Origin of the sequence: Leucobacter denitrificans (genome assembly GCF_014396385.1) — a bacterium.
Taxonomy (GTDB): domain Bacteria; phylum Actinomycetota; class Actinomycetes; order Actinomycetales; family Microbacteriaceae; genus Leucobacter; species Leucobacter denitrificans.
This window is the reverse complement of sequence record NZ_CP060716.1, coordinates 1918173-1932215: the sequence shown is the minus strand read 5'-3', so window position 1 is coordinate 1932215 and position 14043 is coordinate 1918173. Positions and strand designations below refer to the sequence as shown.

Genomic DNA, 14043 nt, shown 5'->3' with positions numbered 1-14043 from the left:
TCGATCCACCCCGAAGGCACACCGTTTATGCGCACCTCTCGCGTCTACCACGCAGTTGACTCGCACACCGAGGGCATGCCGACCCGCGTCATCACTGGCGGGGTCGGCGTGTTTCCGGGTTCGACGATGGCCGAGCGCCGCACCTGGTTCATGGAGAACAACGACGAGCTTCGCCAGTTGCTCATGTTCGAACCGCGCGGTCACGCGTCGATGAGTGGCGCGATTTTGCAGCCTCCCACACGGCCTGATGCCGACTGGGGCGTGCTGTACATCGAGGTGTCTGGGTGCCTGCCCATGTGCGGACACGGCACCATCGGGGTGGCCACGGTGCTCGTCGAGACTGGCATGGTCGAGGTCGTCGAGCCGGTCACGACGATCAGGCTCGACACCCCGGCTGGCCTCGTGGTCGCCGAGGTCGACGTGAAAGACGGCAAGGCCGAGCAGGTCACCATCACAAACGTGCCCTCATTTGCGGATCGCTTGGGCGCCCACGTCGAGGTTCCCGGCTTCGGTGAGGTCAACTACGACCTCGCGTTTGGCGGCAACTTTTACGCAATCGTGAAGCTCGAAGAACTCGGCATTGAGTTCCGTGAGGATCGCGAAAACAAAGACGAGCTTCTCTCAGCTGGCCTCGCAATCATGGACGCAATTAATGCGACCGACGAGCCGGTGCACCCGGAACGCGAAGACATTCGCGGTTGCCATCACGTGTATCTTGAGGCTCCGGGATCCACTGCGAAGCACTCACGCCACGCGATGGCGATCTACCCAGGCTGGTTCGATCGCTCACCGTGCGGCACCGGCACGAGCGCCCGCATGGCTCAATTGCACGCGCGCGGCGAGCTCGCGCTCGACACAGACTTCATCAACGATTCATACATTGGCTCCCGGTTTATCGGGCGCCTGGTCGAAGAAACCGAGGTGGCGGGGCGCAAGGCTGTCATCCCGACCATCACCGGTCGCGCCTGGATCACGGGCACGGCGCAATACTTCCTCGATCCAACTGACCCGTTCCCCAGGGGGTTCTTGCTGTGAGTATCTCGTTCTTTGACGCAGCCGATGTGGAGCGGTTTCTCCCATTCGACCGTGCCATGGATGCGCTCGAGGAGGCGCTGCGAGGAGATGCGAACGGGGTGGCAATCAACCCCGAAGATGACGGGCCGAGGCTTTTCAGCGACGCGCCCGACGGCGAGTTCCTGCTCATGCCCGCGCAGGGTCCGACCTACTCGGGAGTGAAAGCGCTCACGGTCGCCCCGAACAACCCAGAGCGCGGATTCGAGAAGATTCAGGGCCTCTACATTCTGTACTCGTCTGACACACTCACGCCCGTTGCTGTGCTCGAGGGCGCGAGTCTCACGGCGATCCGTACCCCGGCGGTGACGCTGTCGGCGGTTCGTCAGCTCGCGAACCTTGCGCCCGAGGGCTCCGAGATTCCGGCCGCTCCCCGCGTGCTCATCTTCGGTGCCGGGGTGCAGGCGCTGAGCCACGCGCGCGCCGCAGCGCTGGTATTTCCCGGGGCAAGCTTCGACATCGTTGGCCGCAGGCCCGAGCGGATCGCAGATCTCATCACCGCGCTCAGTGAGGCTCAAGAGACCGCGGGGCTCACCGTGCGAGACCGCACGAGCGAAGCCGACCAGGCGGTGCGCGAGGCAGACGTCATCATCTGCGTGACGAGCGCGAGCGATCCACTATTTGATGGCAATCTCGTGCAGAACCACGCGATCGTCGCGGCAGCCGGAACGCACGGGCTCGAGCGCCGCGAGGTCGATGATGCGCTCATTGGCCGAGCCGACCTGTTTGTCGAGGGCCGTGGATCCGCGCAGCGCGAAAACGGCAACTTTGCGACCGCACTGAGTGCCGATGACTGGCAGGCCAACCCACCGAAGAACCTGCAAGATCTCGCACAGGGCAACGCGACACGCACACCAGGCAAGCCAGCGTTCTATTCTGGGGTTGGCATGTCGTGGGAAGATCTCGTGTGTGCCTCCGCCATCGCCACAACGGAAATCGAGGGAGATTCCTAATGAGCCTTTCTAGCCAACTCACCCCCCTTGAGCGCCCACGCAACCTGCGCGAAACGGTGCTCGATCAGTTGCGCGCTGCAATCATTACGGGCGAGTTGGCTGAGGGCACCGTCGTGTCTGCCCCGGTGCTTGGGCAGGCACTTGGCGTGTCGGCGACGCCGGTGCGCGAGGCGATGATGGATCTCGCGCGCGAGGGCCTCGTCGAGACAATTAAGAATAAGGGCTTTCTCATCACGACGATGAGCGAGAAAGATCTTGACGACCTCACAGAGATTCGCCTGCTCATTGAGCCCCCGATCATGCACGCAGTCATCGAGAATATTCCCGATGCGGCATTTACCGAACTCGATGCACTTGCCGACGAGTGCTTGCGAGCCGCCGAAACCAAGGATCTGCGCGCATATTTGCAGCTTGACCGGGAGTTTCACGCCGCGATTTTGAAGCACACCGGCAACCCGCAGCTCGTTGAACTTGCTACCTCACTGCGCATTCGCACACGGCTGTATGGCATCGCTGCGCTCGCGAACAAGGGCCTGCTTGCCGACTCGGCTCGTGAGCACCACCGCCTCATCGAGCTGTTGCGCGCCGGAGACGGCCCTGGTGCCGAGCAGCTCATGCGCCAGCACATCGGGCATGCTCGCGACGCCTGGGCAACCGGCGACCCCACTTCTGCCGACGGCGCATGAGCGGTACCAGCGACGTCATCGTCATAGGCGCCGGCATCATCGGTGCGGCAACGGCGTACTTTGCATCGCTACAGGGGCTCTCGGTCACCGTCGTCGAGCGCGGTCTTCCCGCGAGCGGCACCACCTCACGCTGCGAGGGCAACATCCTTGTCTCCGACAAAGAGCGCGGCCCGGAGCTTGAGCTCATGCAGTACTCGCTAGATGTCTGGAAAGGTGAGCTCGCCGAGTTCGGGCACCTCTGGGAGTTCGAGTCGAAGGGCGGCATCATCGTCGCGTCGCGCGAGTCGAGTCTTCGCTCACTCGAGCGCGTCACCGCGTCACAACGCATGCACGGCATCGTCGCCGAACAGCTCGATAGCGCGGCCTTGCGCGAGCTTGAGCCGAACGTCACCGATAGCGCACTCGGCGCCGCGTATTACCCTGAAGACAGCCAGGTGCAGCCGATCCTCGCGGCTTCACACCTACTACGCCTCGCGCGCGAGCGCGGTGCGAAGCTTGTGACGAACGCGCCCGTCACCGAGCTGATTCGCGGTGGGGGCGGCGGCGAGCGCACTCATGGCCCCACGCGTGACGGCACACGCGTGACTGGCGTGCGCACCCCGCAGGGTGATTTCTTTGCGGATCACGTCGTGAACACGACCGGCACCTGGGCCCCCGAGATCGCGTCCCTCGCTGGGGTGAACGTACCGGTGAACCCGCGCCGTGGCTACGTGCTCGTCACCGAACAGCTGCCCCCGATGGTGCACCACAAGGTATATGCCGCCGAGTACATCGACAATGTCGGATCGGGCGATGCGTCGCTGCAGTCGTCTCCCGTGGTCGAGGGCACACCGGCGGGCACAATTCTCATCGGGTCAAGCCGCGAGCGGATCGGGTTTGATTCGTCGGTGAGCGTCGACGCACTGCGGCAAATCGCCCAGAACGCCATCGAACTGTTCCCGTTTCTCGAGCGCACGCGCATCCTCAGGCACTACCACGGGTTCCGCCCATTTTGCCCTGATCATCTGCCGGTCATCGGGCACGATCCGAGGGCGCCAGGGCTCTGGCACGCGAGCGGGCACGAGGGTGCGGGTATTGGGCTTTCGGTTGGTACAGGCAAGCTGCTCGGTCAGGCGCTCGCTGGCATCGAACCAGAGATGCCGCTCACCCCGTTCCGGCCAGAGCGATTCGACGAGCCGGGGGCACCCGATCCACACCACGACAGCAACACCGATGAGGAGGTCGCCGCATGAGCCACGCAGCCCACTCACCATCGCCGCAAACGCCGCAGGCATCTCAGCGCGTGCGCGCCACATTTGACGGTGAACCCATCGAAACCGCGGCTGGCTCGAGCATCGCCGCAGCGCTCACCGAGTCGGGCTGCTCAGCCTGGCGTACGACAGCGAACGGCAAGCAGCGCGGACTCTTCTGCGGCATCGGTATCTGCTTCGACTGCATCGTCGAGGTCGACGGTGAATCGGGGCAGCGCGCTTGCATGATCCCGCTCGAAGACGGCATGGATGTGCGACCGCAGCGCTCGCGCAGTTCGGCTCCGCCCACGGGCGACGCAACCAGCAACGACTCATCCGTCTCAGACTCGAACTCCGAGGCCACCAAGTGAACGCGAAGCACGATTCCCAGCCCCGTGAGACCGGCACACGGCCGAGCTTCGACGTCGCGATCGTAGGCGCGGGCCCCGCAGGTCTCGCGGCGGCGGGTGCAGCGGCGAGTGAGGGCGCACGGGTCGTGGTGATCGACGCGGCCGATCAACCGGGCGGCCAATACTGGCGACACCGCAGCGAGTCGGCCGGTGTGCCAGAAGACGGCAAGCTCCACCACGGATGGAACGAGTATCTCGACCTGCGACGGACATTCGACGAGCACGTCGCTTCGGGCGCGATCCACTACCTGCCCCGCACCAGTGTGTGGATGTTGCGCAAGCGCGCCGATGAAGATTTTTTGCTCGAACTCACCCCGAGTTGGGGTCCCCCATCAGGCATTCGGTCGGTCACCGCGACGCGCCTCGTGCTCGCGACCGGCGGCTATGACCGCCAAATACCGGTTCCTGGCTGGGACCTCCCTGGCGTCATGGCCGCGGGCGGCATTCAGGGGTTTGTGAAGCAGAACGGCACACTCCCAGGCAAGCGGTTCGTCGTCGGGGGCACGGGGCCGTTCTTGCTCCCTGTCGCGGCCAACATCGTCGCAGCCGGTGGATCAGTCGCGGCCGTCTGCGAGTCCTCGAATCTCATGGGCTGGCTGCCCCGTGCACACCGAGCGGCGGGCGTGCCCGCGAAGGGCGTCGAGGGCGCGGGCTACGTCTGGGAGTTCCTCAAGCACCGCATCCCCTACCGCACGAGCACCGTGATCACCGAGATACTTGGCGACGACCACGTGACCGGCGTGCGCACCGCGAAGGTTCGTCCGACAGGCGAGATCGTGGCAGGCAGTGAGCGTGAGATCACCGGAATCGACGGCGTCGGTCTCGGGTGGGGATTCACGCCCCAGCTCGAACTCCCGCTGCAGCTCGGAGTCTCGACCCGTGTCGACGTCGACGGTTCGCTCATTGCCCCGGTCGATGATGCCCAGCACAGCTCAGTCGCGGGGCTGCTGCTCGCGGGCGAGTTGACGGGGGTCGGCGGGGCCGCACTTGCGGTCATCGAGGGGCGGATCGCCGGACGCGTCGCAGGTGCTGAGTCCCAGGGGCGATCCGCTGTTGCGAGCGCGCGCGAGCTACGCGAGATCGGCCGCCAGCGCCGCTTCGCCGAGGCGATGCACCTCGCCCACCCCGTGCCCCAGGGCTGGCAGGATCGCCTCACTCCCGAGACCACCGTGTGCCGCTGCGAGGAGGTCACAGCGGGCGAGATCTGCGCCTCGCGCGAGACGCTCGCGAGCGAAGACCAGCGCGCACTCAAGGGCACCACCCGCGCGGGCATGGGCTGGTGTCAGGGCCGCGTGTGCGGTTTCGCGGTGTCGGGTCTCGCGTCGAATGACGTGGCGGATCACACGTCGCTAGCGAACGCCGCTAAACGCCCGATCGCACAGCCGCTCCCCCTCTCCCAACTCGCAAACCTCGAGAACTAACTCCCGACTACGATCCGTTGAACGCTTCGTCGACCGCGTCGGCGAAGGCCGCGAGCGAGGGGAACTCAAGGTCAGGCGTCACCCCGACGCCGGGGTCGGGTGTCGCACCCCAGCCGGGGCGGTCGTGACGTCGGTTGATCCACACAGTGTCGAGCCCTGCTTGCTTGCCAGGCACGTGATCGTGAAACAGCGACTGCGCGACGTGCAGCAACTGCGGCCGTTCGACCTCGATATCGTCGAGCCGCGAAAGCAGCACCTCGAAGTTTCGGGCAGCTGGTTTGTACGATCCGATCTTCTCTGCGGTGTGCACCTGATCGAACTCAACTCCCATGCGCGCGATGCTGCCAGCGACGCCCTGCGCGTGCACATTCGACAGAATGATGAGCTTGTAGCGTCGCTTGAGTCGCGTGAGCGCCTCGTGGGTGTCGTCGAACGCAGGCCAGTCGGGTACCGACCGGCCGAGCGCCTGCACGTCCTCGTCGGTTGCTGGCAGTTCGAGATCCGCCGCGGTGCGCCGAAACGCAGCCTGTAACACCTCGGCATATGCGAGCCCGGGGTACTCGCGTTCGACCGCGGCCTCGTTGTCGGCGTACGCGAGCAATAACCCCTCGTCATCGAGAGTGGATCCGCTGCGCCCCGCCCACTCGCGAAGCACAGCGGCGATGCCCGCCTCCCAATCAATGAGCGTTCCGTACACGTCAAAGCTCAGCGCCCGGTACTGTCTGAGATCAATCATGATTCCTCCCCAACTACCTACGAGATCCGCGCAGAAAGATCCGCTCTACACTCAGGATTTAACGAACTTCTCTGCGCCGATTCGCACTCGCCGCCAGCTCCCTACGCCCCGAGGTACGCCTCGATGACGCGGGCGTCTTGCGCAAGCTCAGCAGCGGTCCCCGACATTGTGACACGCCCGGATTCGAGCACGTAGGCCCGATCCGCAATCTTCAGCGCGGAGCGCGCGTTCTGCTCAACGAGCAGCACGGTCGTGCCCTCGGCGTTGATCTGCTTGATGATGTCCATGACCTGCTTCACGATGAGCGGCGCGAGACCCATTGACGGCTCATCGAGCAGCAGCAGTTTCGGCCCGCCGACAAGCGCGCGACCGAGGGCGAGCATCTGCTGCTCACCGCCCGACAACGTGCCGCCCTCTTGATCGCGGCGCTCAGCGAGGCGCGGCATGAGTTCGTAGGCGTGATCCGCCCGCTCTTGCACGAGCTTCTGATCTTTCACGAGATACCCGCCAAGCAGCAGATTCTCATGCACCGACATCGTCGAGAAGATGCGACGCCCCTCAGGAATATGCAGCAGCCCTGCTCCGACCATGTCCCACGGCTGCATCTTTGTGAGGTCTTTGTCACCCCACGTGACGCGGCCGCTCTTCGCGCGCTCAAGCCCCGAAATCAGCGACAGCGTCGACGTCTTGCCGGCACCGTTGTTGCCGAGCAGCGACACGATCTCGCCCTCGTTCACCTCAATGCTCAGGTTTCTGAGCGCGTGCACACGGTGGTAGTAGAGCTCGACGTTCTCGAGTGTGAGTTTCATTCCTCTTCCTCCCCGAGGTACGCGGCGATCACCACGGGATCTTGCTTAATCTGCTCTGGCGTGCCGTCAGCAATTTCCTTGCCGTAGTTGAGCACAACGATGCGCTCCGACACCTGCATGACGAGTCCCATGTCGTGTTCGATGAGCACGATGCCGACTCCCAGGTCGCGAATGCGGCGGATCAGCTCCATGAGCTCATTCTTCTCATTGTGGTTCAGGCCCGCACCGGGCTCGTCGAGCAGCAGCAGCTTGGGCTGTGTCGCGAGTGCGCGCGCGATCTCGACACGGCGCTGCTCACCATACGGAAGCTGGGTGACGAGTAGTTCGTCGTCGGCCTTGAAGCCAACGAAGTCGAGCCAACCGCGCGCGTCTTCGGTGCACTGAGCCTCACTGCGCTTGTACCTCGCCGTGTGCAACATCGCGTCGAACACATTCTGCCTGAGATGCGAGTGCATGCCCGTTTTCACGTTCTCAAGCACCGACATCTCTTTGAAGAGTCGCACGTTCTGAAACGTGCGAGCCATGCCCTTGCGCGTGATGTACGACGGCTTCTTGCGCGTCACGGGCTCGCCGTCGAACACAACTGACCCCTCGTTGGGCCGGTAGAACCCCGAGATGCAGTTAAACGCCGATGTCTTGCCAGCACCGTTCGGCCCGATGACCGATACGATCTCGCCCTCGTGCACCGAGAAGCTCAGGCCCGCGACGGCCTTAATGCCGCCGAATGAGACCGCAAGGTTCTTTACTTCGAGCAGTGTGCGACCGCGCTCGCCCGGCGCAACCGGAGTGACCTCTGGTTCGGCTTCTGATTGGGTCTCGATGTGGGTCATCGCTTGCCCTCCTTGCCTGCGTCTGCTCCTGCGTCTGCGTCTGCGTCTACCCACGCGTCGCCATCGTCGTCCTCGGTTCCATCGTCGAGCACTCCGACGACGCTCACCGCGGCTGTCGGCGGAATCTGCGGAATCTCGCGCTTCTTCAAGAATGGAAGCACCGCGTTCGCCGGCCAGATGCCCTTCGGCCTGAAGATCATCGCGACAACGAGCAGCACGCCGAACAACAAGAAGCGCCACTCAGAGAATTCGCGCAAGAACTCGGGGGCGAGCGACACGAAGAGCGCGCCGATGATCACGCCAGGGGTGGATCCCATACCGCCCAACACCACTGCCATGAGCACGAGTGCTGAGTAGAGGAACAGGAAGCTATTTGGCGAGATAGCACTGAGGTGGCCGGCCATGAGCGTGCCCGCGAAACCGCCCCACACTGCGCCGATGATGTAGGCCATGAGCTTCGTGGTGTATCCGTTGATACCCATTGCCTCGCTCACGTCTTCGTCGTCGCGCACTGACTTCCAGGCGCGACCCATTTTGCCGCGGCCGAGCCTCGACACGGCAACCACCGCGAGCCCGATGCCCACGAAGAGCACGAAGTAGTAGAACAGCACCTTTGAGTTGAAGTGGATCCCAAAGAGGTTAAGGCCGTCAGAGAATGACCACCCGAAGAACGACCAGGTTGGAATACCGTGCACGCCCGACGGGCCGCCGGTGATCTTGAGGTTGTTCGCGGTAATGCGAATGATCTCACCGAAGCCGAGCGTCACAATTGCGAGGTAGTCGCTGCGAAGCCTGAGCGTCGGCCCACCGATAATGACGCCCGCGATGATGCACGCGATGACGACGAAGGGCAGCGTCTCGAGCATCGAGAGCCCGAAGGTTGTCGTGAGAATGCCGCTCGTGTAGGCGCCAACCGCCATAAACGCGATGTAACCAAGGTCAAGCAGGCCCGCGTATCCGACGACGACGTTAAGTCCCATTGCGAGCACGATGTAGATAAACGCGCTGGTGAGAATCGAGATGATGTAGGGCGTAGCCGTAATGAATGGAAGCACCGCCGCAGCGATGAACAGTACCGCGCCGACAACCTTCATGAAAGTGCCAGGGGCAAGTAGGCCCGACAGTTGTGGCGGCCGCTCAATGAACGGCTTGGGAGCCGGCAGTCTTACCGCGTCTTTCGCCATGGTCACACCCTCTCTACGACGCGCTCACCGAGAATGCCGGTGGGCCTGAAGGTGAGGAACAGAATGAGGAAGCCGAACGCGAAGACGTCGCGCCACTCTCCCCCGAAGAAGTTCGTGCCGAACGATTCGAGTAGCCCGAGCACGAGACCGCCAAGCATCGCACCGTAGAGATTGCCGATGCCGCCGATCACCGCCGCGGTGAAGGCTTTCAGCCCGATCACGAAGCCCATGAGAAAGTCGATGGATCCGTAATACGCCGCCGCCATCACACCGGCGGCGCCCGCGAGCGCTGATCCGATGAAGAATGTGCGCGAGATCACCTTGTTCACGTTCACGCCCATGAGCAGCGAAGCTTTTTGATCGAGGGCGATGGCACGCATTGCACGGCCTTCGCGGGTGTGCATGATGTAGCGCTGCAAGATCCACATCAACAGACCCGCTACGGCCATAAGCACGATCTGGGGCACCGTGATTCGTGCGCCGAGAATTTCGATGGGGTCACCAGAGAGTCGGATCGGGAACACCTTCGGGTTTGGCCCCCAAATCTGGCGTACTGCGTACTCAAGGGTGAACGAAACGCCCACCGCAGTGATGAGCACAGAAAGTCTGGGGCTGCCACGCAGCGGCCGATACGCGACGCGCTCGATGAGCACGCCGAGGCCACCGGTGAGGAGCATTGCGATGAGGAGCACGAGCAGCAGGATCGGTAAATTGCCGATGCCAAGAATGCCGGTCATGCCGCCGAGCACGACGAACGACAAGAATGCGCCGAGCATATAGATGTCGCCGTGTGCGAAGTTCAGCAGTTTGATGATGCCGTACACCATGCTGTAGCCGATCGCGACGAGCGCGTAGAACGAGCCGACGAACAGGCCGTTCCAGATGAGTTGAAACATTGCGAGGGTGCCTCTCGGTTCAGGTGGTCACGGACGTACGGGTGGGGAGATCCACTGTGTGATCTCCCCACCCGACCAGCGCCGTTAGCCCTGCAGGTCGTCGTGCAGAATGAAGTCGCCCTCTGGGCCGACCGTCACGATGACGAAGCCGCCACCGGTGAGGGTGCCCTCGTCGGTGAACTTCAGCGGCCCTGAGGAGAGCTCGAGGCCGTCGATCGCTCCGATCGCCTCGTGCACTGCGGTACCCTCGGTGGTTCCCGCGTCCTTCATGCCCTGCGCAACGACGCGCACTGCGTCATATGCTTGAATCGAGTAGGGGCCGGGATCCGCTCCGCCCGATACCTCCTGGTAGTCGGCGATCCACTGGTCTGCACCCTCGAGCATGTCAGGGGTCTTGGTGAAGGTGCCGAATACGTTCTCGGTGAAGCCGTCGCCCGCGATCGCAGCGAACTGTGCGTCAACGGTGCCGTCGCCTACGAGCAGTGGGCCCTCGTAGCCTGCCTCGCGCAGCTGACGAGCAAGCAGGCCACCGGCCTGGTAGTAGCCCGTCCAAAACACGAAGTCTGGATCCGAGTCAGTGACGCTCTTCACGTTTGCCGAGAAGTCCTTGTCAGCGGGGTTCACTGCACCGTCGAGCACGATCTCGACGCTGCCATCTGCCTCAGCGTCGCCGATGAAGGTCACCGCGAGGTCCTTCGAGTAGTCGGTCTGGTCGTTGAGCACTGCCACGCGGGTTGCGCCCTCTTGCTTGGCGAACGTGAGCGCGGCTTCTGCCTGCTGTGCGCCCGTGCCGTTGATCATGAATGCACCCTGGCCCACGAGCGCGTTCGAGTTCGCGGCCGGGATCACCATGGGAACGTTTGCCTCTGCGAAGATCGGCAGGGTCGGGAGCGTTGCGCCCGAGCAGTAGCCGCCAACCGAAGCTACGACGCCAGCGGTGACGACCTTCTGCGCTGCGGCGACCGAGGCCGTCGCGTCACACGCGTCGTCTTCAGTGATGAGCTCGAGCTCGCGCCCGTCGATGCCACCGTCTGCGTTGATCTCGTTGATGGCGAGCTGAGCGCCGAACTTCATGTAATCGCCAAAAGCGGCTTCCGAACCCGAGAACGGTGCGAGCATGCCGATCTTGATGGGGCCAGTCTCTTCTTCGCCTTCATCGCCGCCCGAGGCGAGTCCGCCCGAGCAGCTCGAAAGTACGAGTGCGGCCGAGGCTGCGATTGCAGCGATTGCCGCCGAGCGCTTCAGGCGCTTGGTGGATCGTGAGAACATCTATGTTCCTTCCGGTCGAGTCATCATTGATTCATCGGTCAGTGATAGGCAACAAGCACCCATCTACTATGTGCAATGGTACTGGTGAGTGTACCGCCTTCGAGGCTCAATGCATCACAATTCAGACACATTCTGCCTACAGGGCCAAACACACTGTCTGGTGCCCACAACATCGGCGTGTAGCTTCAGGCGAACTTTGAGCATCACGCGCACTCTCAGCGAAAAAGTCTTCGTATGGTGCTTGATTTTCGCCTGAGCGTGAATGCCGCCAGTAACTATCCGACGGGTTTGGGCTCTTCTTCCCTCTGTTCCTTCTGCAGCAGCCAATCGAACTTCGGCTCGATAATCACGCGAAACACCCGTGTTACCCAGCGCATTGAAAGCACAACTGCAAGGCCGGTCGCGAGCAGGGAGAGTACGACCACGCCGATCCACCCAAGTTCACCCACCAGGTCAATGAACCCGCTCTCGCGCAAGAACCACACCACTACCCCGTGGAGCAGGTACACGTAGAGGGTGTGCGCACCCCACACAGTGATCGCCGAGTGCGACCTAGGTACGACGAGCAGCACGGCGAGGGTCATCGCCGCAGCGACAGCGAGCAGTATCAGTGAAATGAGTAGGCCGGAGATGGCGAAGCCGATCCACCCCACGAACCCGTCACCGGAAGGGCCGAATGACCCGATGGGGGCGTGCTCGAACATCCACGAATAGCTGTCGCGGTGCGTGAGCCACCTGTCGATGCGCCAGAACTCTTTGAAGCCACCGGGAGCGAGCGAGAACAGTGCGGCGACCCCGCCGAGCAGCGCCCACGCCCAGGCTCGCGCGCGAATGTGTGGCTTCAAGAACCACTCGCCGGTAAGCCAGCCGCGCTCGCGCGCAAGCCACCCGACGACGAAGAACGGCAGGAACGCGAGCGTGCGCGCGGAAGAGAAGTGCACGCCGATGCCCTCGAACAGCGGCGCGATAAGCGCCAACCCGATCGATACGAGCAGTGGATGCCGGAGCCTCGCGATGTAGGGCAGCAGCACGCGCATGGTTGCGAGCGTGACGAGAAACCAGAGTGTCCAGGCAGGGCTCACGAGGAAGTTCTTCGAGAGGGCCTTCTGCTCGACGACCGCGTGAATAACGGCCCAGATTCCCTCCCACACGAGCCAAACGACGAGGAGCTGCACCGTCGACTTGATCGCCTTCGGGTTCACCGCGGGTTTCGCGAACACCCCCGAGAGCAGAATCATCGCGGGCATGTGGAAGAGATAGATGTAGGCGTAGAGGCCGAAGCCGAGCGCGGTGTCGGTGCGCACGGTTGAAACCATGTGGCCCACCACGACGAGCACGATGAGCACAAAACGCGCGTTGTCCCAAAGGGCAACACGCGTTTTAGTGAGAGTTGGTAACCCGCTCAGGGTCACACCATCTTGGTGACCTGGTCGAAGCCAAGCTCGACCGGGGTTTCACGCTCAAACAGCGAAACAAGCACGGTGAGCTTGCCCGACGCCGGGTTGATCTCGCTGATGGTGCCTGCGAGGCCCTCGAACGAGCCCGACTTGATGGTGATGGTCTCACCAATCTCGAAGTCGATCTCGACCTGACCCTGAGCAACTGCGTTTGCGGCAGCCTTGCCCTTCTGGGTGTCGGTGGGCTCAAACTCGACAGTGCTCTTGAGCATCTCGAATGCCTCGTTGAGGCGCAGCGGCACTGGGTTGTGAGCGTTGCCCACGAAGCCAGTCACACCAGGGGTGTGGCGCACAACAGACCAGGTGCTCTCGGTGAGGTTCATGCGCACGAGCACGTAACCCGGAATACGCACGCGGGTCACCATCTTGCGCTGGCCGTTCTTGACCTCCATGACCTCTTCCATGGGCACCTGAATCTCATGGATGTCGTCAACAGCACCCATAACCTCACGGCGGTTCCAGAGGTTCGACTTCACCTTGCGCTCGTAGCCAGCGTAGGTGTGGATCACGTACCACTTACCCGGGCGACGACGCAGGTCCTTCTTAAACGCCTTGTACGGATCTTCCGCAGACTCTGCTTCGTCGGCTGAGTCCTCAGCCGCGGTCTCCTCAGCGGCCGAATCAACAATCGCGCTCGCTGCTGCGTCGGCCTCTGCCGCGGAGTCGATCTCGAGAGCGTCGTCAACTGCTGCGTCAACCTCGGGGTCAGCTGCGTGCGCGAGCGCATCGAGTGCTGCGTCGAGCTCGGCCTCGGGTGAGTTGTTCTCGGGCGTCATCTGAACGGTGCCTTCTTACGTGTGCGGGGTGTGGATCGGCTGGCCGGTTACACCGACGAGCCGAACAGGAAAATAGTGAGGAAGCTAAACAGCTTGTCGAGGCCGAACACGATCGCCATCATGATGACGACGAACGCGAGCACCACGAGCGTGAAGTTAATGAGCTCCTTGCGGGTCGGAGTCGTGACCTTCTTCAGCTCTGAAATAACCTGCTGAATAAACAGGATGATGCGGCCGAAGAAACCGCGCTTGCGGTCGTCTTTCGCGGGGCCGACGTTTCCGTCGTTCTCAGCGATTTCTGAGCTGCTCATCGGAT

At 62.9% G+C, this 14043-nt stretch carries 15 protein-coding genes; 6 read left to right on the top strand and 9 right to left on the bottom strand.

The features are described from left to right. The first annotated feature begins 27 nt into the window (after positions 1 to 27). From H9L06_RS09350 to H9L06_RS11925, 6 genes are read left to right on the top strand one after another with little or no spacing between them, the layout of a single operon-like run. Positions 28 to 1035 carry a proline racemase family protein gene (locus H9L06_RS09350; protein WP_187554924.1) on the top strand — a complete coding sequence of 336 codons (1008 nt, stop codon included), beginning with the start codon at positions 28 to 30 and terminating at the stop codon, positions 1033 to 1035. Further along, a complete protein-coding gene (locus H9L06_RS09345; protein ID WP_187554923.1) occupies positions 1032 to 2024 on the top strand; it encodes an ornithine cyclodeaminase family protein in 993 nt (330 codons plus the stop codon). The genes H9L06_RS09350 and H9L06_RS09345 overlap by 4 nt, the downstream gene beginning before the upstream one ends. Next, a complete protein-coding gene (locus H9L06_RS09340) occupies positions 2024 to 2710 on the top strand; it encodes a GntR family transcriptional regulator (RefSeq protein ID WP_187554922.1) in 687 nt (228 codons plus the stop codon). Before H9L06_RS09345 ends, H9L06_RS09340 begins: the two co-directional genes overlap by 1 nt. Then, entirely contained in the window at positions 2707 to 3942 is a 1236-nt protein-coding gene (locus H9L06_RS09335) for an NAD(P)/FAD-dependent oxidoreductase (protein ID WP_187554921.1), read from the top strand. The genes H9L06_RS09340 and H9L06_RS09335 overlap by 4 nt, the downstream gene beginning before the upstream one ends. Then, positions 3939 to 4310 (top strand): (2Fe-2S)-binding protein, encoded by a 372-nt coding sequence (locus H9L06_RS09330; protein WP_187554920.1) that lies wholly within the window; start codon positions 3939 to 3941, stop codon positions 4308 to 4310. The genes H9L06_RS09335 and H9L06_RS09330 overlap by 4 nt, the downstream gene beginning before the upstream one ends. Continuing rightward, a complete protein-coding gene (locus H9L06_RS11925) occupies positions 4307 to 5770 on the top strand; it encodes an FAD-dependent oxidoreductase (protein WP_223165195.1) in 1464 nt (487 codons plus the stop codon). The genes H9L06_RS09330 and H9L06_RS11925 overlap by 4 nt, the downstream gene beginning before the upstream one ends. Positions 5771 to 5777: 7 nt before the next feature. On the opposite strand, the gene H9L06_RS09320 is transcribed toward H9L06_RS11925, so the two are convergent. The 9 genes from H9L06_RS09320 to secE form a co-directional block, all read right to left on the bottom strand. Beyond that, entirely contained in the window at positions 5778 to 6506 is a 729-nt protein-coding gene (locus H9L06_RS09320) for a haloacid dehalogenase type II (protein ID WP_223165194.1), read from the bottom strand. Positions 6507 to 6607: 101 nt separating this feature from the next. Next, the gene (locus H9L06_RS09315) at positions 6608 to 7315 is read right to left on the bottom strand and encodes an ABC transporter ATP-binding protein (RefSeq protein ID WP_187554919.1); all 708 of its coding nucleotides are present in this window, start codon (positions 7313 to 7315) and stop codon (positions 6608 to 6610) included. Beyond that, positions 7312 to 8145, bottom strand: a complete 834-nt coding sequence (locus tag H9L06_RS09310) for an ABC transporter ATP-binding protein (RefSeq protein WP_187554918.1) — start codon at positions 8143 to 8145, stop codon at positions 7312 to 7314. The genes H9L06_RS09315 and H9L06_RS09310 overlap by 4 nt, the downstream gene beginning before the upstream one ends. Further along, the gene (locus tag H9L06_RS09305; RefSeq protein WP_223165193.1) at positions 8142 to 9329 is read right to left on the bottom strand and encodes an ABC transporter permease subunit; all 1188 of its coding nucleotides are present in this window, start codon (positions 9327 to 9329) and stop codon (positions 8142 to 8144) included. The genes H9L06_RS09310 and H9L06_RS09305 overlap by 4 nt, the downstream gene beginning before the upstream one ends. 2 nt (positions 9330 to 9331) lie before the next feature. After that, positions 9332 to 10225: a branched-chain amino acid ABC transporter permease gene (locus tag H9L06_RS09300; RefSeq protein ID WP_187554917.1), complete on the bottom strand. Its 894-nt coding sequence runs from the start codon at positions 10223 to 10225 to the stop codon at positions 9332 to 9334. Positions 10226 to 10309: 84 nt separating this feature from the next. After that, entirely contained in the window at positions 10310 to 11494 is a 1185-nt protein-coding gene (locus tag H9L06_RS09295) for a branched-chain amino acid ABC transporter substrate-binding protein (protein WP_187554916.1), read from the bottom strand. A 275-nt stretch (positions 11495 to 11769) separates the two neighbouring features. Beyond that, positions 11770 to 12906 carry an acyltransferase family protein gene (locus H9L06_RS09290; RefSeq protein WP_246454351.1) on the bottom strand — a complete coding sequence of 379 codons (1137 nt, stop codon included), beginning with the start codon at positions 12904 to 12906 and terminating at the stop codon, positions 11770 to 11772. Further along, positions 12903 to 13727, bottom strand: a complete 825-nt coding sequence (gene nusG, locus H9L06_RS09285) for a transcription termination/antitermination protein NusG (RefSeq protein WP_187554915.1) — start codon at positions 13725 to 13727, stop codon at positions 12903 to 12905. The genes H9L06_RS09290 and nusG overlap by 4 nt, the downstream gene beginning before the upstream one ends. A 47-nt stretch (positions 13728 to 13774) precedes the next feature. After that, positions 13775 to 14038: a preprotein translocase subunit SecE gene (gene secE / locus H9L06_RS09280; protein ID WP_187554914.1), complete on the bottom strand. Its 264-nt coding sequence runs from the start codon at positions 14036 to 14038 to the stop codon at positions 13775 to 13777. Between the last annotated feature and the right edge of the window lie 5 nt (positions 14039 to 14043).